This is a genomic window from Lysobacter sp. CA196, assembly GCF_052078695.1.
GTDB lineage: Bacteria > Pseudomonadota > Gammaproteobacteria > Xanthomonadales > Xanthomonadaceae > Lysobacter.
This window is the reverse complement of record NZ_JBQJIN010000005.1, coordinates 207454-226922: the sequence shown is the minus strand read 5'-3', so window position 1 is coordinate 226922 and position 19469 is coordinate 207454. Positions and strand designations below refer to the sequence as shown.

Annotated in this window: 17 protein-coding genes; 16 read left to right on the top strand and 1 reads right to left on the bottom strand. The window is 60.9% G+C overall.

Features of this window, described 5'->3' with window-relative positions:
* Positions 1-66: 66 nt before the first annotated feature.
* Genes ACTOWK_RS07370 through ACTOWK_RS07355 form a run of 4 tightly spaced genes read left to right on the top strand, consistent with a single transcriptional unit; the run spans position 67 to position 4632 of the window.
* Positions 67-1116: a LacI family DNA-binding transcriptional regulator gene (locus ACTOWK_RS07370; RefSeq protein ID WP_441329530.1), complete on the top strand. Its 1050-nt coding sequence runs from the start codon at positions 67-69 to the stop codon at positions 1114-1116.
* Positions 1113-2411, top strand: a complete 1299-nt coding sequence (gene fucP / locus ACTOWK_RS07365) for an L-fucose:H+ symporter permease (RefSeq protein WP_441329529.1) — start codon at positions 1113-1115, stop codon at positions 2409-2411. Before ACTOWK_RS07370 ends, fucP begins: the two co-directional genes overlap by 4 nt.
* Positions 2411-3421: a carbohydrate kinase family protein gene (locus tag ACTOWK_RS07360; protein ID WP_441329528.1), complete on the top strand. Its 1011-nt coding sequence runs from the start codon at positions 2411-2413 to the stop codon at positions 3419-3421. Before fucP ends, ACTOWK_RS07360 begins: the two co-directional genes overlap by 1 nt.
* Positions 3418-4632, top strand: coding sequence for an AGE family epimerase/isomerase (locus ACTOWK_RS07355; protein ID WP_441329527.1), 1215 nt, complete (start codon positions 3418-3420; stop codon positions 4630-4632). The genes ACTOWK_RS07360 and ACTOWK_RS07355 overlap by 4 nt, the downstream gene beginning before the upstream one ends.
* Positions 4633-5672: 1040 nt before the next feature.
* Here the strand turns inward: ACTOWK_RS07355 and ACTOWK_RS07350 are convergent.
* Positions 5673-6023, bottom strand: coding sequence for a helix-turn-helix domain-containing protein (locus ACTOWK_RS07350; protein WP_441329526.1), 351 nt, complete (start codon positions 6021-6023; stop codon positions 5673-5675).
* A 625-nt stretch (positions 6024-6648) separates the two neighbouring features.
* Between ACTOWK_RS07350 and ACTOWK_RS07345 the strand changes: the two genes are divergently transcribed.
* The 12 genes from ACTOWK_RS07345 to ACTOWK_RS07290 all read left to right on the top strand — a co-directional run bounded on the left by ACTOWK_RS07345 (position 6649) and on the right by ACTOWK_RS07290 (position 19412).
* Positions 6649-7284: a response regulator gene (locus tag ACTOWK_RS07345; protein WP_441329525.1), complete on the top strand. Its 636-nt coding sequence runs from the start codon at positions 6649-6651 to the stop codon at positions 7282-7284.
* 14 nt (positions 7285-7298) lie between these two features.
* Complete coding sequence (locus ACTOWK_RS07340; RefSeq protein ID WP_441329524.1) at positions 7299-7649, top strand: hypothetical protein; 351 nt, start codon at positions 7299-7301, stop codon at positions 7647-7649.
* Between the two features lie 74 nt (positions 7650-7723).
* The gene (locus ACTOWK_RS07335) at positions 7724-8473 is read left to right on the top strand and encodes a hypothetical protein (RefSeq protein WP_441329523.1); all 750 of its coding nucleotides are present in this window, start codon (positions 7724-7726) and stop codon (positions 8471-8473) included.
* A gap of 55 nt (positions 8474-8528) precedes the next feature.
* Positions 8529-9674 carry a type IV secretion system protein gene (locus tag ACTOWK_RS07330; protein WP_441329522.1) on the top strand — a complete coding sequence of 382 codons (1146 nt, stop codon included), beginning with the start codon at positions 8529-8531 and terminating at the stop codon, positions 9672-9674.
* Between the two features lie 3 nt (positions 9675-9677).
* Positions 9678-10151 carry a DUF4189 domain-containing protein gene (locus tag ACTOWK_RS07325; RefSeq protein ID WP_441329521.1) on the top strand — a complete coding sequence of 158 codons (474 nt, stop codon included), beginning with the start codon at positions 9678-9680 and terminating at the stop codon, positions 10149-10151.
* A 29-nt stretch (positions 10152-10180) separates the two neighbouring features.
* Positions 10181-10714 carry a hypothetical protein gene (locus ACTOWK_RS07320; RefSeq protein WP_441329520.1) on the top strand — a complete coding sequence of 178 codons (534 nt, stop codon included), beginning with the start codon at positions 10181-10183 and terminating at the stop codon, positions 10712-10714.
* 44 nt (positions 10715-10758) lie between these two features.
* On the top strand, positions 10759-11388 hold the full coding sequence (locus ACTOWK_RS07315) for a hypothetical protein (protein WP_441329519.1): 630 nt from the start codon (positions 10759-10761) through the stop codon (positions 11386-11388).
* Complete coding sequence (locus tag ACTOWK_RS07310) at positions 11381-12727, top strand: XVIPCD domain-containing protein (RefSeq protein ID WP_441329518.1); 1347 nt, start codon at positions 11381-11383, stop codon at positions 12725-12727. Before ACTOWK_RS07315 ends, ACTOWK_RS07310 begins: the two co-directional genes overlap by 8 nt.
* Positions 12728-12789: 62 nt before the next feature.
* A complete protein-coding gene (locus tag ACTOWK_RS07305) occupies positions 12790-13449 on the top strand; it encodes a hypothetical protein (RefSeq protein ID WP_441329517.1) in 660 nt (219 codons plus the stop codon).
* Between the two features lie 343 nt (positions 13450-13792).
* Complete coding sequence (locus ACTOWK_RS07300) at positions 13793-13984, top strand: carbon storage regulator (protein WP_441329552.1); 192 nt, start codon at positions 13793-13795, stop codon at positions 13982-13984.
* A 272-nt stretch (positions 13985-14256) separates the two neighbouring features.
* Positions 14257-18921, top strand: coding sequence for an RHS repeat-associated core domain-containing protein (locus tag ACTOWK_RS07295; RefSeq protein ID WP_441329516.1), 4665 nt, complete (start codon positions 14257-14259; stop codon positions 18919-18921).
* A gap of 11 nt (positions 18922-18932) precedes the next feature.
* A complete protein-coding gene (locus tag ACTOWK_RS07290; protein ID WP_441329515.1) occupies positions 18933-19412 on the top strand; it encodes a hypothetical protein in 480 nt (159 codons plus the stop codon).
* Positions 19413-19469 lie beyond the last annotated feature (57 nt).

Below are 19469 nucleotides of genomic sequence, written 5' to 3'. Positions count from 1 at the left end.
TAGAACGATCCAAAAGCCGCCGAGAGCCATGATTGCCGACCGACCACCCCTTGTGAGGTGTCAACGATGAACGACGCGCCCGCTCCCCGCGGCCGGGTCACCCTGGCCGACATCGCCCGTGCCTGCGGCCTATCGCGCGCGACGGTCTCGCTGGTCCTGCGCGGCAGCCCGCTGGTCCACGCCGACACCCGCGCCCAGGTCGAGGCCGAACTCAAGCGCCAAGGCTACGTCTACCACCGCGGCGCGGCCAATCTGCGGCGCAAGGTGTCGACCGGCGTGGCCCTGGTCATCAACGACCTGTCCAACCCCTTCTTCGCCGAATTCGCCGCGGGCGTCGACGAATGGCTGGCCACGGCCGGCTTCGTCACCCTGCTCGGCAGCACCAACGAGTCGGTCGAACGCCAGCAGGCGGTGCTGACCTCGCTGATGGAGCACGACCCGGCCGGCATCATCCTGTCGCCGGCCGAAAGCAGCGACGGCGCGCGCGTGCGCGCCCAGGTCGGCGAACGCACACCGGTGCTGGTGTTCAACCGCGAGCTGGATTCCACCGACTGGGATTTCCTCGCCCTCGACAACACCCACGGCGCGCGCCTGGCGACTCGGCATTTGCTCGAGCGCGGCCATCGCCGCATCGCCTTCTTCGGCGGCCATCGCGATTCCAGCTCGTGCCGGCAGCGTCGCCAGGGCTATCGCGAAGCCTTGGCCGAGGCCGGTGTCGACCCGGAACCGCAGTGGCTGGTGGAATGCGCGCCGACCCGCCTGGAAGCGGCGCAGCAGACCGGTGCGCTGTTCGTGCGCGACCCCGCCCCGACCGCGGCGGTCTGCTACAACGACGCGGTCGCGCTGGGCCTGATGGCCGGCCTGGTCGCACGCGGGCGCCGCCCGGGCGGCGATTTCGCCGTCATCGGCTTCGACGACATTCCCGAAGCCTCGGTCGCCTCGCCCACCCTGACCACGATCGCGGTCGACCCGCGCGCGCGCGGCCGCCAGGCGGCCGAGCTGATCCTCAAGCGGCTGCGCGACCCCGACATGCCGCCTGCCCATACCGTCGCCCCCGTCCGGCTGCAGGCACGCAGCAGCAGCGAGGTGCTCGTTCTGCCCGGAGAGTCCGCATGACCCGTCGCGACATGTCCTACACCGCCGCGCTCGCGGTGGTGACCACGATCTTCTTCACCTGGGGCGGCCTGACCAGCCTCAACGATGTGCTGATCCCGCATCTGAAAGCCGTGTTCCAGATGAACTACGCGCAGTCGATGCTGATCCAGTCGACCTTCTTCGGCGCCTACTTCCTGATGTCGCTGCCGGCGAGCAAGGTGGTGGCGAAGGTCGGCTACAAGAACAGCATCGTGATCGGCCTGATCGTGGCCGCGGCCGGCGCGGCGCTGTTCTTCCCGGCCGCGCGCATACCGTCGTATCCCTTGTTCCTGGCCGCGTTGTTCGTGCTCGCCAGCGGCATCACCCTGCTGCAGGTTTCGGCGAACCCTTACATCAGCCTGCTTGGCGACCCTGCCGGTGCGCCGAGCCGCCTCAACCTTGCGCAAGCGCTGAACTCGCTCGGCACCACTTTGTTCCCGTACGTGATCGGCCCGCTGATCCTGTCGACCGCGGTGCTCGGCACCGCCGAGCTGGCGGCGATGTCGGTCACCGAGCAAGCCGCGTACCGCGCGCATGAAGCGGCCTCGGTGCAGATGCCGTACATGATCATCGCCGGCTGCCTGCTGCTGCTCGCGGTGTTCGTGTACCAGATGCGCATTCCCTCGCTGGCCGAAGCCACCGAGAGCGCCGACCCTGTGCACCACAGCTTCGCCGAGGTGCTGAGCCAGCGCCATTTGTTCTACGGCGTGATCGCGATCTTCGTCTACGTCGGCGCCGAGGTCTCGATCGGCAGCTTCCTGATCAACTACATCTCGGCGCCGGAAATCGGCAACATCGACCACGCCCAGGCCAGCGAATACCTGGCGTATTACTGGGGCGGCGCGATGGTCGGCCGCTTCATCGGCGCCGCCCTGCTGCGCCGCTTCGACGCGCGGCGCCTGCTGGCGCTGTTCGCGGTCGCCGCGATCGGCCTGCTAGCGCTGACCATGAGCACCAAGGGCACGGTCGCGATGTGGGCGGTGCTGTCGATCGGCCTGTTCAACTCGATCATGTTCCCGACCATCTTCACCATCGCCATCGAACACCTCGGGCCGATGACCAGCAAGGCGTCGAGCCTGCTGATCATGGGCATCGTCGGCGGCGCGGTCGTGCCGTGGTTGCAGGGCGTGTTGTCCGACCGGATCGGTATCCAACCTTCGTTCGTAATTCCGGTGGTGTGCTACGCCTTCATCGTCTGGTACGGCTGGCGCGGTTCGCGCGTGCTCGCCGGCCAGGGCCAGCACGTCACCGCCCAGGCTTCGGGAGTGATGCATTGATGTCCGTTGTGCTATCCGCAGAACCGCGCAACGGCGCAATCGTCTGCTTTGGTGAGGCCCTGATCGATTTTCTCGCACGTCCCTCGTCGGTCGCCGGCGAGCCGCGTCATTTCGTCGAGTACGCCGGCGGCGCGCCGGCCAACGTCGCCGTCGCCGCGGCGCGCCTGGGCGGCCATGCGCGCTTCGTCGGTATGCTCGGCGAAGACATGTTCGGCGACTTCATCGCCGCGCAGTTGCGCGACTACGGCGTCGACACGCGTCATCTGTTGCGCACCGCCGAGGCCAAGACCGCGCTCGCCTTCGTTTCGCTCGACGGCGACGGCGAACGCAGCTTCAGTTTCTACCGACCGCCGGCCGCCGACCTGCTGTTCCGCGATTCGGATTTCGGCAGCGACAGCTTCGCCGAAGCCCGCGTGTTCCACGTCTGCTCCAACAGCCTGACCGAAGAAGCCATCGCCGCGACCACCTTGGCCGGCATGCGCCGCGCGCGCATGGCCGGCGCCCTGGTCAGCATGGACATGAACCTGCGGCCGTCGCTGTGGCCGGCCGGCTTCGACCCGGCACCGCGCTTGCTGGCGGCGCTACTCGAAGCCGATCTGATCAAGCTGTGCGGCAGCGAGTTCGAGTTCCTGGCCCGCCACCTCGGCGGCGAAGAAGCCGCCTTGCAACGGCTGTGGCACGGCTACGCCACCTGCGTGCTGATCACCGACGGCGCCACCCCGATCCGCTGGCATACGCGCACGCGCCAGGGCGAAGTGGCGACCTTCCGGGTCGCCCCGTCCGACACCACCGGCGCCGGCGACGCCTTCGTCGGCGGCCTGCTGCAGCGCTTGTCGACTCTCGGGGTGAATGCCGCCGGCTTCGGCGATTTCCTCGCGCGCGAGGCCGATTTCATCGGCGCGCTGCGCTATGCCGCGGCCGCCGGCGCCCTCGCCACCACCCGACACGGCGCCTTCGCGGCGATGCCGAGCGCGGCCGATGTCGAACGCCTGATGCAGGAACAGTCATGAATCTTCCGTTGCACCCGCTTCCCGATTTCCGCAAGGCCGAGACCTTGCGCGCGCACATCGCCGACACGATGGCGTTCTACGACCCGGTCGCGCGCGACCCGGAGGGCGGTTTCTTCCATTATTTCCGCGACGACGGCGCGATCTACGACGCCTCGCACCGGCACTTGGTCAGCAGCACCCGCTTCGTCTTCAACTACGCCATGGCGGCGATCGAGTTCGAGCGCGAGGAATACCGCGAACTGGCCCGCCACGGCCTGCGTTATCTGCGCGAGAAGCACCGCAACGCGCAGACCGGCGGCTACGCCTGGACCATCCGCGACGGCCAGCCCGAAGACCGGATGAACCACTGCTACGGCGGCGCCTTCGTACTGCTCGCCTATTCGACCGCGCTCAAGGCCGGCATCGACGAGGCCGCGGCCTGGATGGATGAGACCTGGGAGCTGCTGGAGCGGCGCTTCTGGGAAGCGCCGCACGGCCTGTACCGCGACGAAGCCGACGCCGACTGGAACTTCAGCGACTACCGCGGCCAGAACGCCAACATGCACATGTGCGAGGCGATGCTGGCGGCGTTCGAGGCCAGCGGCCAGCGCCGTTATCTCGACCGCGCGTTGACCTTGGCGCAGAACATGACCCAGCGCCAGGCAGCGAAGTCCGAAGGCCTGGTGTGGGAGCACTACGACCGCGACTGGAACATCGACTGGGACTACCACCGCGACGACCCCAAGCACCTGTTCCGCCCCTGGGGTTTCCAACCTGGTCACCAGACCGAGTGGGCCAAGCTGCTGCTGATCCTCGACCGTCACCTGTCGCCGAGCGGCGAAGCGCCGGACTGGCTGCTGCCGACCGCGCGGCACTTGTTCGACGTTGCCGTGGCGCGTTCCTGGGACAGCGAACACGGCGGCCTGTTCTACGGCTTCGCCCCGGACGGCTCGGTCTGCGACGACGACAAGTATTTCTGGGTCCAGGCCGAATCCCTGGCGACCGCCGCGTTGCTGGCCGCGCGCACCGGCGACAACCTGTATTGGCAGTGGTACGACAAACTGTGGGCCTACGCCTGGCAGCACATGGTCGATCACCGCTACGGCGCCTGGTACCGCATCCTCGATCGCGAGAACCGCAAGTACAGCGACGAGAAGAGCCCGGCCGGCAAGACCGACTACCACACCATGGGCGCGTGTTACGAAGTGATGCGGCTGTTGCGTCAGGGCTGATATCGCGTGACGTTATCGTGGGGCCGAACGGGGCGCTATGCGCCCCGTTTGCGTTGCGGCGGGGCCTTTGCTTCAGGGTAGGAGCGACGCGAGTCGCGACAACGCTGCACCGGACTTGCGACTCCTCTCTCAAGCAAGTTCAAGATCAAACGCCAAAAGCTTCTGCCACTAAAGCGGCGGGTTACTTTCTTTTGTCTAAAGCAACAAAAGAAAGGTAACCAAAGAAAAATGCTTCTCTTTGAGTCAAGGGCCCGCACGAGCGGTACCTCCGCGGGGATCTACATACGGGACATCCCTGTCCCGATGAAAAACGGCGCGCATCCCTGCCCGCCGCCCTCCGGGTCTTCTATAGCCTTCGCTAGTGGGAAGCGACGCACAGCAAAAGCAAAAGCAAAAGCAAAAGCAAAAGCAAAAGCATGAGCGAGAATCTCAGCGCGGCGACGCGCCGTCCCTGTAGGAGCGGCGCAAGCCGCGACCGCGAACCTGCGGCTGCCGACGCAGGCAATCGGGATTGCGTGGTCGCGGCTCGCGCCGCTCCTACCCCAAAGCCAAGCCGCTACGTGCCGTTGCCGTTGCCGTTGCCGTTGCCGTTGCCGTTGCCGTTGCCGTTGCCGTTGCCGTTGCCGTTGCCGTTGCCGTTGCCGTTGCCGTTAGAGCTTGGCACAGCACCGAGCTTGCGAGAACACCCATAGACCCGGAGGGCGGCGCACAAGACGTGCGCCGTTTTCCGATAGAGCGAAGGACATTCATTTAACTACTTGTTTTGTAAAGACAAAACTGTCGGTCGATCAGCTTAGTACCAGCATGGGTACCAGCAAATTGTCCCCCAGGAATGGGAGCCAATCGATACCGCGAACTGTCGACATCAAGTGCGGGCCGATCCGCCTTGGTGAGCATCGTCGACGTCACCGACGAGCGAGAGGGCTTGGGACTGCGCCGTCCACATCAATAGGGGGGCGGTGGGTATCACGTAACGGTAGGTCGGTTCGGGAGAAGGAAAAGGATGCTGAAAGCGGCAGCCGTGGTATCGGCGTCCCGCACTAATCAGCGCCCCGAACCTTCGGCTCAATAGCTTCCACCCCCAGGAGCTCAGCAAGTTCCTCGACATCCGGGAAAAAGTCACCAACCTGGCACCCCAGCGCGACCGCGAGCCTCGCAAGCGTAGGTATGGTCGCCGCACGCTTCCCGTTCTCCAACAGCCCAATGTGGGCTCGGTCCATGTGCATGCCGTAGGCCAAGTGGTCCTGGCTGATACCGCGCGCGACCCTGACCTCACGAACCTTCGCCCCCACCGCTCCCAAGACAGGCGGCGGCGGCGATTGCCGCGCCTTCGTTTTCGGGGCGGCGGCCGGCGCCGGGGTTTGGGGTGCGGAGGATCGCTTCTTGTTCATCGGCATAAAACTAGGCCGAAGCGGCTTAAACGCCCTCTGGCGGAGCACCCTCTGGCGGCCGCCATCAGAAAGTGAGAGCCTAATGGGGCTGATGCGATGCACTCGATCTGGCCACTTCCAAGCCGCCCCAGAACCGTCTCGCTCGAAACCATCGAGCCCAGACCGAGGCAAGGAAGAACGAAGCTCGACGAAACAGCCACTGAGCTGCGACGAAGCGCGACTGATCGATGCTCATAGCAAGGATCAAGGTGACCGCTAAGTCACCCCCAGAAGCAACTGTGATCGCGCGCTCTGATCGTCGATCTATGACTGAGTGATGTGGCGTCGGAAACAGACGCGATGGCGGGTAGGAAAAATCCTACAAGGAGGACACGAGAAGCGATCCAGGCACGCTATTCAACGTCCATCGACACCCAAGAGATAGGGCTTCACGAACGCTATATGTGCGACTGCCGCGTTCTCGACCGCACTCTGAACACAACAAACCAACGACCAACCTGTGAGCCGTAGCACATTGAAAAACGGGTAATTTTCGGGGGATGACATTCACATAGGCTTCCGGCAAGACTATGTCCCATTGGTGACAGGGGCAGGAAGCCAACAGCAAACGCTTAAGGACAAGGATATGGAGCATCTAGTTGCAGATGACCACCCAAGCATGGTCATGGCCATTGAAGGGCTGCTGAAAATTCAGTGCGACCCGAAGACCGACACGTTTCGTTCAACTAACAACACCGCAGAGCTTTTTGAACTGATAAGCGCCGCCGATCCGACCAGCACCATGCTGATCCTTGACCTCGTGATGCCCGGAAAGTACAAGCGACTCCCACTACTACAGGAGCTACTTCGCCGCAATCCCGGATTGAGAATCGTGGCGTATACGAGTGAGGAAAGTCCGTTCCTGGCAACGGATGCCTTGTCGATCGGTGTATTGGGGTACGTGGCGAAATCAAGCCGCAAGAAAACCCTCATTGATGCGATCAATCAAGTACGGGACGGCGGAACCTTCCTAGACCCCGCAATCGATGTAGAGAGCATCAAGAAGCATCCGTGGAGCAAGCTAACCGACAGACAGCGCTGGGTCGTGATCGAGCTGTGCAAGGGCGCACCACTCGCTGAGATTGCCTCGGTCGCCGACAGGGATTACGACACGATCTCACAACACAAACGCAAAGCAATGACGACGCTAGGGATACGCGGAGCAACAAAATTGGTCTCTTATCTCTACGAGAACAGGCTAGCGTACCTACTGGATGAGTAAAGGATGAATTCTCCATGGACGGAAACAACGTACTGCCCTTCCCGACCAAGATACCCCAGCAAGATATAGAGACCATCGAAACCATCATGATGGTCTTTCGGGCCCAAGAGATCTCCTTCGATCAAATCGAGTCCACGACGGAATCGCTTGATGCACTGCTCGCACGCCTGCGTCAAGAGCAAGACGTGGAGCAAATAGCTGAGCAGGTATCAAGCTCAGCGTGGCGCTTTAGGACCGTGCAACTGACCTACAGCATAGTCACAGGAAAGCGGCTATCCCTGGTGCTCATCGACCAGGGCAGCTATCGGTTCTTCCACTATCGATCCGAAGAAATCAGCGTCGGACCGTCTGCGAAGTACAGGTAGTGCGAGCGACAGAACAATAAGAGCATCGCGCCAAATAGCTCTCTTGCAACAGTTCAACAAGACATGGAGTCAATATGAATTTTCGCAGCAAAGGTAGAACGCACCCAATCGCAGCCCTGTTGACTGTAGCGACCCTCCTGGGGAGCGGAGCGGCAAGTGCACAGCTCGTGGTCAATGATCCAGTTAACTATGCGGCAAAGCTTCAGCAACTAACGAAAGATGCCGCGGAGTTCGGCAAACAAGCGAAGCGCTGGAGCGAGACCGCGAGCCACTATCAACAACAGCTAGTCCGCTTACAGCGTATGAACTTCGGCGGCCTGCAGATGCAAGATACTTTCGATCCCCGGCCGATGGACTACGGGATGGAGGATCTTTGCCCTGGCAAAGGAGGCGGCATTAGGGAACAGCTGACCTCAAAGCTGCGCCAAGCCCTCCCCAAGCTTGATGGCAACATCGTGGATGAGCAGCAAGCAATATGTCAGCGCATGGTTCACGCGGAAAATTCCAAGTACAACGACTCGGTTCAGATGCTCCGCAGCCTGGCCGTACGCAGTCAGCAGTTCCAGTTGATCGAGCAGCAGCGCGACGCCACGGGAACGAGCCAGGGTGCGTTGGCGGCGAACGACAACGAAGCCCAGCGATTCGTACTGCGAACAGAACTCGAACTGGATCACTGGCAGGCCCGCATGAAAGCCTACAACGACTACATCGAGTCCCTGAAATGGGATCAATCGCGCTTAGCCAAACGTGCGCTACGCGGGAAAAAGGGCTCACTGGACAGCATCGTGCCTTCGGACGCCATAAAGTCCGCTCTGCTGAACTAGCGTTCGCGATTGCTGCGTCCCTTCCCTTCGGAGGTTGAAGGGTTTCGATCAAATCATGTCGTCCTGGTGGAAAATGAATCCCTTCTCGCACTCGCCCCTTGACTGGCTGGCGCAAATGTCCCAGTCGGGCTTAGCAGAGTTCGCTGTCTTCCGAATCATGAACAGCTGGCTATCCAGCCGCATCAGCGAGTTCGGCCTCGACCTCATGGGACGTTCCATGGGCTGGGCAGCGGGCATAGCCCTTACCCTAGTGACTCTCTGGATTCTGTTAAAAGGTTACCGCATTGCCACTGGATCATCCCGTGAGCCAATGATGGGGTTGGTAGTGGATAGCCTCAGGATCGCCCTGGTGATCGGAGCAGCGACCACAATGGGATTCCAGGGGACCAATCTCCATGAATTCTTGAGCAATGATCTCAACCGCGAGATCCATGAGCTCGTCACAGGCGAGAATGGCAAGACGGCGGCCGATAGCATTGATAGGAATCTAGCCTTCCTTCAGATAGCGATATCGTCTATCGATGCCATTCAAATCGTAAATGACGACCCCGAGCTGCTTCAAGAGAAGTCCAACGCGAAGCTTCTAGCCGGCATCGGCATAGCCGGCCCGGCGATCGCCGCCGGGGTGATGCTGCTATTGCTAAAATTCGTGATCGCGATGTGGGTTGGATTCGGTCCAATCTTCATAATCTGCCTGATGTTTGAGCAGACTAAGGACATGTTCAAACGCTGGCTACAGTACGGGCTCGGCACGCTCTTCTCGATGGCGATGCTGAGCTTCGTAATCGGCCTGGCACTGGAGATGATGGCGCGTGTGTCGGCAACCCTCTGGCTAGCGAAGCTTGTCAACATCCCTGGTTTGAGCCCCGAGGGCATCACCAGCCAAGCGATGCAGCAAGGCGGAATGGGCATGATCCTCACACTTCTGATCGTGTCGGTTCCGCCGGTCGCAGCCCACTTCTTCCAAGGTCAAATCGGCAGTTTCATGCATTTCTCTGCCTTCGGGGGCTCCGGTAGCCAACAGGGACCACAAGGCCAAGCACCTGGCTCATATAATCCCGCTCAAATGGCACGCTCGCAGGAACGCCAAGATCTGCCTACAGGCGCACACAGCCCCTTACAGAATCATGGCACCCGGGTTAGTGGGGATACGCGCCCAACGTACTCAGATTCGATCAAGCAATTGGATAAAAGGGAGTGATCCATGCGTGTGCATGCATATCTATCGTTGGCACTAGCACTAGGCGTTGTTCATTCAGCACAGGCTGAAGGGGGCTGCCCTCCGGGCCAGATTCCATATTCAGGAACATCCGTTTCCAGCTGTGGTCCGATGCAGGGGCAGCAACTTGGACCTGCTTGGTCGAACCGGTGGGGCGCCATAGCATCTGATACTAAAGGCATTTTCGGCATCAGTGCGGACGCCAGCAGCAAGCGCAAAGCGCAAAGTACGGCTCTGTCGGAATGCAAGAAACGCGGTGGGATCGCCTGTAAGGTCGGCACTACCTATGCCAACCAGTGCGCGGCGGTATCCACTAGCGAGGATGCATCATCGAGCGCGAGGGCGCCTACCGTAGAGGAAGCGGCAAAGATCAGCATGGAAGGCTGCACAGAGCGAAGTGGCGGAAAAGAGTGCTGGGTCTACTACAGCGGATGCAGCTTACCCGTGCGCGTTCGCTAGACACTTTCGCGAAGAGGCAGGAAACGACAATGGCCGTCAAGATCGCGGATACAGATGAGTCCGTATGGCTATGCGACGAAAATTCATTGCAGAACGCGGCAGCCGTGGCGGTCGTGACGGTAGCGCTATCCGTCCTCGTATCCTTCCTTGGCGCGAAGATGGAGATTATGCCGCTATCGCTGCTCTCTAAATGGCTGGCCGTCGCTGCCGTCGCTTCACATCTGTGGTTCGCGATCCTAAAGACGAGGTATGTCGGTGCGCTCTACATGTTCATAACATGGCGTTGGGGCTCTTCCGCAAGTCCCGAAGTACGGACAGTCCGCACATGGGCCAGACGCATTGCAACCGGAACAGTTGGCGCCTGGGCTGTAGCAGCTATGGTCGCCCCCCTTCCACTGCTGATGCATGTCACCCAGCAGTTCTCGACGACCATCGCGGTAATCTCCATCCCGATCCTGTTCTCAGTCGCGCAATCGGCTTCATCGCTGTCCATGCACCATAGGATGCGAGCCAGTCTTCTGCGGGCACGCTCCATTCCACCTTCATGTCTTGTCAGGCTCTAAGCAGCTCCGGCAGCTTAGGTTTCTCGCGCACACAGGAAAAGACTATGCGAGCACGACTCGTACGACTGCTCGGCACCTCGCTTCTGGCAGGCCTGTCGTCATGCGCAAATCCGACCTCGGAAGCGCGTCCGGTCTTCAAGATCAACTCAGAAGCAAACGACAACTACGAGATCGCAGTTGATATTGACAATGCGCCTGGAAAGTTCGATTCAATCAAGGGTTACGTGCAGTACAACGTAACCAATCATTCCTGCCTCCCAGCGCCTGATGGCGCTAGCGGGATGCCAGCTTCGATCCCGATGGTCGTGCGACCCTTTACGTTCATCCCGGCATCGGGAGGTCAGCTACTGGGTCAGGTACAGGCCGACCTAATGACGGACGAAGACTACTATGGCCGGGGCGTTTGCCATTGGCAATTACAAGAAGTCAGAGTCGACGCTAGAGCGAACGAATCAAACGGCATGACCGAATTCGTGTCGAATATCTCAGCCGAGGCATTAACACTCGGGAAAGCGACCACTACCTATCACCAACGAAGGCTGTATCCCGGCCAGGTCAATACAACCGGCCAGAAGTCCTTCGGTCAGCAGGACAAATCTAAGCTAAGTCCGTCTATAGCCGAAAGTGATCTGTTCAGCGTAACCATATCGCCCAGGAAGGTGATCCGTGAATAGTAAGGAATATGCAGCTCTAGTTGGCCATAGCTACGACACACCTGACGCATACGGCGTAGGAAATGAAAGCGTAAAGATCGGCGATGTTCAGTACCGGGTTGTTGAACATATCGGACGGCCATCGGGTTATCAGGGTGTGATTTACCAACGAGTGGACACGGGCGAAGTCATCGTTGCCCACCGCGGGACCGAGTTTGACCGTCAATTCATCAAAGACGGCGCGTTAGCGGACGGCGGCATGGTAGTCACGCGGGTCAACTCCCAGATTGGTGACGCAAGCGAACTGACTCAGCGCGCGATCGAGTACGCAAAGCAGAACAGCAGTGGGTACGAGCCTGCCCCGCAAGTGACCGTGGTTGGTCATTCTCTGGGCGGTTGCCTCGCACAAGTTACCGCAGCTAGGTTCAACTTGAATGGGGAGACATTCAACCCGTACGGCGCACCAAGCTTAGGCTTGCGAATTCCCGAGGGTGGCAATCAGGTGATCAATCACGTGATGGCAGGCGACCTCGTGAGCGCGGGGAGCAAGCACTTTGGTGAAGTCAGGATGTATGCCGTTAGTCGCGAGATTGACACGATCAGAAGTGTTGGGCGGTACGAGGACAATGGCAGCAGCCTGGACATACGGTTCGCGATTCCCGCTGCTATAGCCGGCGCTGACTCCCACAAGATGCACAACTTCCTCGATATCGACGCGAAGGGGCAAGGCGATCAGTCGGTATTAGACGGACGTCAGGCTAGACAACTAGCCGAACAGCACCGACCGATGTTTGATAAGTATCGAAACGACGTCTATCTATCCCGAGAAGGACTTTCGATTGGCTCAGCGATTCTTCGCGGGACTCAGGGAGTCGCCAATGAAGTATGGCGTCACCTCCCGGACGATAAGCCTGAGAGTCCCTTTAAGGAAGCACATGGGGGACTGGACGGTAAAACTCAACTACATGACCCGCGTCATACGAGCCACCCGGCCCACGAAATGCATGAGACGATCAAGCATGGTGTAGAGCAGGTCTACAGCCAGCAGGGGCTCCCCTTGGGCGAGGGGGTCGAGCGCACGACGGCCGCCTTGCTCGTGAGTTCAAGGCAAGCTGGGCTGGAACAGATTAACCATGTTGTGCCGGGCCGAAACACAAATGCGGGCACTGACGTTTTTGCTGTCCAAGGCGAACTGCATGACCCGGCGCATAAGCGCGCCCAGGTGAACACCGAAGTCGCCGCGCAGATCCCCGTCGAGGCTTCGTTCCGGAAGCTGGCCGAGGCAGATCAACAGCAAGCCGTTGCTCAAAGCCAGCAGAGCCAAGAGCAGACGCGGACTCAAGCCGCTCGCACCGCCTAAGTTCGACCCACCCAACCCGACCTCAGCCGCACCGCCCCGAAAGGGGCGGTCAGGAGCGCTTTGTGTCCCAAATTTACCCCCCGGCGAACATGCATTGGATGCTACCGAATTGGTTACGCCGGCTTTTCTTCTCTGACGCGGTGGAGAGCTACCAGCGGCGACGCGGCCTCTACCAGTCAATGTTCACGGCTGCGCACGCGCGCTCCACTGCCTGGGGCTTGCAACCGCCGCGCTTTGAGCCGGTTCCCCTACGACTTGCATCAGCCGAAGGTATCGCTTCAGTTCAGAGCATGTTGGATTACGGTCTCGCTGATACCCGCGAAGACCTGATCTCGGCGCAACGGTTCGGCTTGACCGTAATGGTGAAAGGAATGCTTGAGGCCCTGCTGCGCGTTCGCGTGGCCTACACCTTGGGCTACGTTTGCCAGGACAGCCAGCGATTCTGCCACACCCCCATCGAGGGATTGGAGCAAATGCTGCGTACTGGCATTGCACCGGGCGCGCGAGTCAACTTGCACGCATGGCTAACGCTACCAAGCCACGAAATCGTAGACCCAACCTTCTGGGCGATGATCCCGGCACTCAGCAGTGCAGACGAGCGCGAAGCCCGACACCTCTTCATGCATCCGGACGAGATGCGCATTCGCACCTATCACCCGCAATGGATCGGAGACGGGTTCGCTCGGCGCATTGGAATTCTCAAGGAGTACGAAGGATGGTGAGCACAAGGATGGTGCACTTTGACGTTGTCTGTCGCGGGTCTTTGAACTGGCGCGTTTCCGTCAACGGCGTGGACGAGCATGTGCCGTTTGCCTCAAGGGAGATGTGCCTAGCCGCCGCCAGCGCGCGAGCCCGCCAACGGCATCTCGATACGGGTGCTCCTACGGAAGTGCGGGCTCCCGGCATCGATGGGACGTTGCTATCACAAGTCAGCTACATGCTTCCGCAGGAGCATCGTACGTTATGTGTCGAGACCGAAAGCGAAAGCAGTCTCCGACTTCGTGAAGCGTGCGACATCTACGGCATGGCTGCTGCGCGCCCATGACCCTCAAAGACCCAGCTTCGATGCTGGTACTGACTCGCAAACCAGGGCAGGCGTTGATGATTGGCGATGGCGTCGAAGTTCGCCTTCTGACGCCGCGATTCGTTGGCGAGGTGCGCATAGGCATAACCGCGCCCGGCCTCCGGATAGTGCGCGCAGAACTGCTTTGTCGGCCACGGCGCGGCCCTAAGGCGAAGGGTCGCACTAGCAGCTAGATCACGAACTGTGCCGATTGGCGGGTCAGTTCTGGGCCATTCGATCACAGACGACTCGTCGCAACAGGGAAGACGGCAGCGTTCTAGGGTAGTCATGAGCCGGTTCCTGTTGTGCACCGCGCTGCTCCTCTGGCTCACACCGAACTATTGCTGCCAACAGGAGGTGTCGATGACATAGCTTCGGTAGAACCGATCAGCACCTCAATCCTGAGCAGTTGTGACGCGACGTCGCGCCAGGGCTGCTTCCATTTCTATACTCAAGGATGGTTCAAATGAACTTCAAAGGAACTCTGGGAAGTCAAACCCGGAGATTGCACACCATGACGGCAAGGACAAGAGGCCTTGCCGTCATGCTGGCAAGCCTTGCCCTTCCGGGCGCGGCATTTGCCCAGGAGAGCGGCCACAAATGGCGCTTCTTCGACACTCCCTACAACACACAGCAGGAAGCCGAGGCCGCGATCCGGGCCATCGGTAACGGCTATGAGTACGTCAGCGTCGTGCGTGATCGTCGCATTTCTGAGCACAGGATCGAACTCGTCTACGGCATTCCAGACGAGCTGGGCGCCCTGCGCGACTGGCACTCTTACATTTCCCCGAATGGCGGCTCGACCACGTCCGAACAGGCGAACCTGGATGCGATACGCGCGTACTACAACAACAAGAGCACAGCCGCAGGCTGCACGCCCAATACGACGATAACCGTTGATGGAGCATGGCGTGGGGTACGCTTCTGGAGCGACGGCGTTGCGCACCAAGAAGCTACCTACTATGACGTGCGATACGTCGCCAAGCCTACTGGCGGTGGGGCCTGCACAACCTACTCGGCCGACGACTCCGCGCTGCGTGATCGCCGCCGTTGCTCGAACGAGCACCTGACCTGGAATACCGGGAACGTTTGCAAGAACGACGTCTACAAGCACACGCTGGAGGCCCCGCTAGTCGCATGCGAGCCGTGCAATCTCGTCGGGAACCCTACAGACATCTCCACGGGCGACAAGTTCGAGACCGAAACTGATTTCGATCTGGGCTGGATTTTGCTCCAGCGCTACTACCACTCGGCCACTTCCAACAACGGCAATGGCGGGTTCGGCCATGGTTGGACGCATTCGCACGACTTCAAGCTTGCGATCAACGCCAACGATTACCCGACCGTCATTGGCCTGGTGCAGCCGAATGGCTCCCATCTGGCCTTCCGCAATCTGGGCTCGAATGTCTTCGAGGCCGCAGACGACAGCGGCGATCGCATCATCGCGAACGGAACCACCTGGGAGCTGAGCCGCTCAGATGAGGTAATGGTCTTTAATGCCAGTGGCCGCGTGGTTGAGCGGCGTTTCGAGAATGGCACCAGCCTGGCCTACGTCTACGACGCAGCGGGTCGACTGACGACGATCAGCCACTCCAGCGGCCGGTCGATGGTCGTTAACTACGGTGGCCTGTCCACTGCCTCACCCATTACCTCGATCACCTCGGCCGGCTCGGCGCTTGCGACCTATGGGTATAACGCGAACGGCCAGGTGCAGACGGTGCAGTTCGCGTCGCCGGAGTCGCGCACCTACCACTACGAGGACACCAACTTCCCGCTGCACCTGACTGGTATCAGCGCCGAGGGAGGGGTGCGGTTCAGTACGTTCTCCTACGACACGCAGGGCCGCCTGATCGTTAGTCAACACGCCGGGGGAGTGGACAAGGTGTCCCTGGCCTACACCCCCCAGGGCGGCGCTGTTGTAACGGACGCTCTCGGCTATCAGACCAACTATGGTTTGAACGACGCCGGTTCCACGCTGCCCAAGCCGCGCAGACCAGGCGATGTGGTCGACAGCAAGGGCACCGTCGCCAGCACTTACTACCCCGAGTCCGTCGACTTCCGCCGTCGCCTCGACACCGTCACCGACCGCAACGGCACCCAGACCAAGCACACGTATGCCGAAGCCAACGACCCGGTCACCGGGCTGCCGGCGCGCACGCATACGGTCAAGGAGGCGGTCGGGCTGGCGCAGGAGCGCAGCAGCACGGAACGTCGCGATGTGGCCAGCAACCGCACCGTGCTGACCCAGGTCGGTAACCGCGAGACCCGCATCGTTCGCAACGCGCGCCTGCAACCGGTCACGGTCACCGCGCGCGACACGGTCAGCAACCAAACCCGCACGACGGCCTATGCCTACTGCGAAGCCGCCGACGTCGCCGCGAGCAACAGCACCTGCCCGATCCTGGGCCTGGTCAAGTCGGTCGATGGCCCGCGTAGCGACGTCAACGACGTCACGACCTTCCAGTACTACGGCAGCGACGACAGCACCTGCGCGACACAGCCGGCGCTGTGCACCTACCGCAAGGGCGACCTGCGCAAGGTCGTCGATGCGCTGGGCCGCACGACCGAGACCTTCGGCTACGACCCGCAGGGCCGTCCGCTGTCGGTTGTCGACGCCAACGGCATCGTCACCGACTACGAGTACCACCCGCGCGGCTGGTTGACCGCGACCAAGGTGCGCGGTGCCGACAACAGCGTCGAGACCGACGACCGCATCACCCGGGTCGAGTATTGGCCGACCGGCCTGGTCAAGCGCATCACCCCGCCGGGCGGCGCCTACATTACCTACACCTACGACACCGCCCAGCGCCTGACCAGCGTGGCTGACAAGGCCGGCAACAAGATCCAGTACACCCTCGACCTGGCCGGCAATCGCAAGCAGGAAGACACCAAGACCGCGTCCGGCACCTTGAAGCGCACCCTGTCGCGCGTCTTCAACACGCTCGGACAGTTGCAGACCGTCAAGGATTCGTTGGCACACGCGACCACCTTCAGTTATGACCCCGACGGCAATCCGGACCTGACCACTGACGCCTTGACTCGCAAGACGGATCAAGACCACGACCCGCTCGATCGTCTGAGCCGCACCTTGCAGGACGTCGGCGGCCTCGCGGTCGAGACCAAGCTGGAATACAACGCGCTCGACCAGGTCACGAAGGTCACCGACCCGAAGGGCTTGAACACGACCTACGGCTATAACGGCTTCGGCGACCAGGTCCAGCTGTCGAGCCCGGACACCGGCATCACCACCTACGGCTACAACAGCGCCGGCCTGCTCGCGAGCAAGCAGGACGCCAACGACGCCCAGGCGCATACCTACACCTACGATGCCTTGAACCGGCCGAAGACGGTGTCCTACAGCGGCGGTACGGCCGACGTCGAGTACGACTACGACACCGTCAACTCGGTCTGCGCCGCCGGCGAGAACTTCGCCCTGGGGCGTGTGACCGCGATGCGCGCCGACGGCACCGAGCTGAAGTACTGCTACGACCGCTGGGGTCAGCTCGTGCGCAAGATGCAGACCGTCGGCACCCGCAGCTTCACCCTGCGCTACGCCTACACCAGCTCGGGCCAGGTGCGCAGCATCACCTACCCGGACAATGCCCTCGTCGACTACGTCCGCAACACCCTGGATCAGGTCACCGAAGTCGGCGTCAAGCCGGCCGGCGGCGTGCGCACGGTGCTGCTCAACAATGCGGCTTACGAACCGTTCGGCCCGGCCACCGGCTGGACCTACGGCAACGGCCGCAGCCTGGCCCGCACCTACGACCAGGACTACCGCGCCAAGACGATCCTCGACAGCGCCAGTGGTGGCTTGTCGTTGGCCTACGGCTACAACGAAGTCGGCGAACTGACCGAACTCAAGGACGGTCTGCAAAGCGCGTTCCTGGCCAAGTACGACTACGACACCCTGGGCCGGCTCAAGATCACCCGCGACGGCCCGACCGGCACGCCGCTGGAGACCTACGGCTACGACGCCACCGGCAACCGCAATAGCCTGCTGCACGGCGGCATCACCACCAGCTACACCTACCCAGGCACCAGCCATCGTCTCAGCAACGTCGGCGGCATCAGCCGCGGTTACGACCCGGTCGGCAACACCCTCAACATCGGCGGCACGGCCAAGGAGTTCGTCTACAACGCCAACGACCGTATGAGCCAGGTCAAGCAGGCCGGTGTGGTGAAAGCCAGCTACCGCTACAACGCCAAAGGCCAGCGGGTCTCGCGGGCCGACAACGCGACGGGTGCGATCACCGGCTACACCCTGTACGACGAAGCGGGGCGCTGGATCGGCGACTACGACGCCAACGGCGCGACCAAGCAGCAAGCCATCTGGCTAGGCGAGGCACCGGTCGGCCTCGTGGTGGGAGCTGGCGTGGCGCAGACCCTGCGTTACGTGCAACCCGACCACCTGGGCACCCCACGCGCAGTGATCGACCCGAGCCGCAACCTCGCGGTCTGGACCTGGGACGCCAAGGGCGAAGCCTTCGGCAACAACCCGCCGAACCAGGACCCCGATCAGGACGGCACCGCGTTCGTGTTGGACATGCGGTTCCCGGGGCAGCGCTTTGATGCGGCAACGGGCATGAATTACAACTACTTCCGTGACTACGATCCCAAGATTGGCCGCTATACACAGGCGGATCCCATCGGCCTCAAAGGCGGACTATCGCTGTACGGCTATGTGGGTAGCGACCCGCTTCGGTCAATCGATCCCTTCGGGCTGGACAAGAAGCCCCCAGTACCCGCCAATACAGTAGTTTGTGGCGCTGGCGGTGAGCTTGTAGTTAAGATCGACGGAGATTCTTCCGGTGGCTATTGCGGAATGAGCGCGTGTCTCGTCGCGCACGAAGAATGTCACGCGAAAGAAATGTCTCAAGACAGCAGGATCGTCAGCTTCTGCTCGATTCCGGCGAATAAGGGCAGTACGATACCTCTGGTTGATTTTGGTGGGCTAGATCAAAAGCAGGCACTTGAACTTACCGCCACCACTGTCGAAATGTCCTGCCTGAAGAAGGCTAAGCACGGGCAAAATTTTGGCTGTCAGCAAGTCATTGACGCCAGAATCAAGAAGATCAAACAAAATAGAGCCGAGTGCGAAGCTGATAAGAAAAAGTGCAACTTCAAATAAGGAATGGACGCATGAGAAATCTATTGCTGATGCTTTTGTTACTCGCCCCCTGCCAAGCTGCTCTTGCGGGTTCCGATTTCGGCATGACTGTTAGCCCTGATGTAGATCTAAAGCAGGGCGATGCGGTCCTTAATTTTGAGCTCAAGTACAACGGATCTGCACCAGCTGTGATCACGAGAAGCTCAGTACCTGGCGTACAGGACACAGCCATCTGGATCGCCGTCGAATCATTTCCGGAATATGGCGACAATTACCACCCTTGCCCTAGACCAGCCGACAAGCTTGTTATCGATGACGGCGTGCTCGGAACCATGACGATTCAGCCAGGCCAATCAATAAAACAGGCCGTAAGCCTCTCGGGTCGCTTCACAAAAATCCGTGAAGTACTCGGCAAGTGCGATCTTGTCGTCTTCTGGAGTTATGCCCCCGAGTCCGAGAACGGCGTCGGCGAGAGGCTCGCCGGCTCCATCGTCTTGCCTGCCCTGAAATAGCTTTCGATCATAATTGCGAGATGGTTAACTAGTCGGCGCCTTCAATCGAAGGCGCCG

Coding starts and splice junctions, on each gene's coding strand:
- ACTOWK_RS07370 (WP_441329530.1), top strand. CDS start 67: ATGAACGACGCGCCCGCTCCCCGCGGCCGGGTCACCCTGGCCGACATC.
- fucP (WP_441329529.1), top strand. CDS start 1,113: ATGACCCGTCGCGACATGTCCTACACCGCCGCGCTCGCGGTGGTGACC.
- ACTOWK_RS07360 (WP_441329528.1), top strand. CDS start 2,411: ATGTCCGTTGTGCTATCCGCAGAACCGCGCAACGGCGCAATCGTCTGC.
- ACTOWK_RS07355 (WP_441329527.1), top strand. CDS start 3,418: ATGAATCTTCCGTTGCACCCGCTTCCCGATTTCCGCAAGGCCGAGACC.
- ACTOWK_RS07350 (WP_441329526.1), bottom strand. CDS start 6,023: ATGAACAAGAAGCGATCCTCCGCACCCCAAACCCCGGCGCCGGCCGCC.
- ACTOWK_RS07345 (WP_441329525.1), top strand. CDS start 6,649: ATGGAGCATCTAGTTGCAGATGACCACCCAAGCATGGTCATGGCCATT.
- ACTOWK_RS07340 (WP_441329524.1), top strand. CDS start 7,299: ATGGACGGAAACAACGTACTGCCCTTCCCGACCAAGATACCCCAGCAA.
- ACTOWK_RS07335 (WP_441329523.1), top strand. CDS start 7,724: ATGAATTTTCGCAGCAAAGGTAGAACGCACCCAATCGCAGCCCTGTTG.
- ACTOWK_RS07330 (WP_441329522.1), top strand. CDS start 8,529: ATGTCGTCCTGGTGGAAAATGAATCCCTTCTCGCACTCGCCCCTTGAC.
- ACTOWK_RS07325 (WP_441329521.1), top strand. CDS start 9,678: ATGCGTGTGCATGCATATCTATCGTTGGCACTAGCACTAGGCGTTGTT.
- ACTOWK_RS07320 (WP_441329520.1), top strand. CDS start 10,181: ATGGCCGTCAAGATCGCGGATACAGATGAGTCCGTATGGCTATGCGAC.
- ACTOWK_RS07315 (WP_441329519.1), top strand. CDS start 10,759: ATGCGAGCACGACTCGTACGACTGCTCGGCACCTCGCTTCTGGCAGGC.
- ACTOWK_RS07300 (WP_441329552.1), top strand. CDS start 13,793: ATGCTGGTACTGACTCGCAAACCAGGGCAGGCGTTGATGATTGGCGAT.
- ACTOWK_RS07295 (WP_441329516.1), top strand. CDS start 14,257: ATGAACTTCAAAGGAACTCTGGGAAGTCAAACCCGGAGATTGCACACC.
- ACTOWK_RS07290 (WP_441329515.1), top strand. CDS start 18,933: ATGAGAAATCTATTGCTGATGCTTTTGTTACTCGCCCCCTGCCAAGCT.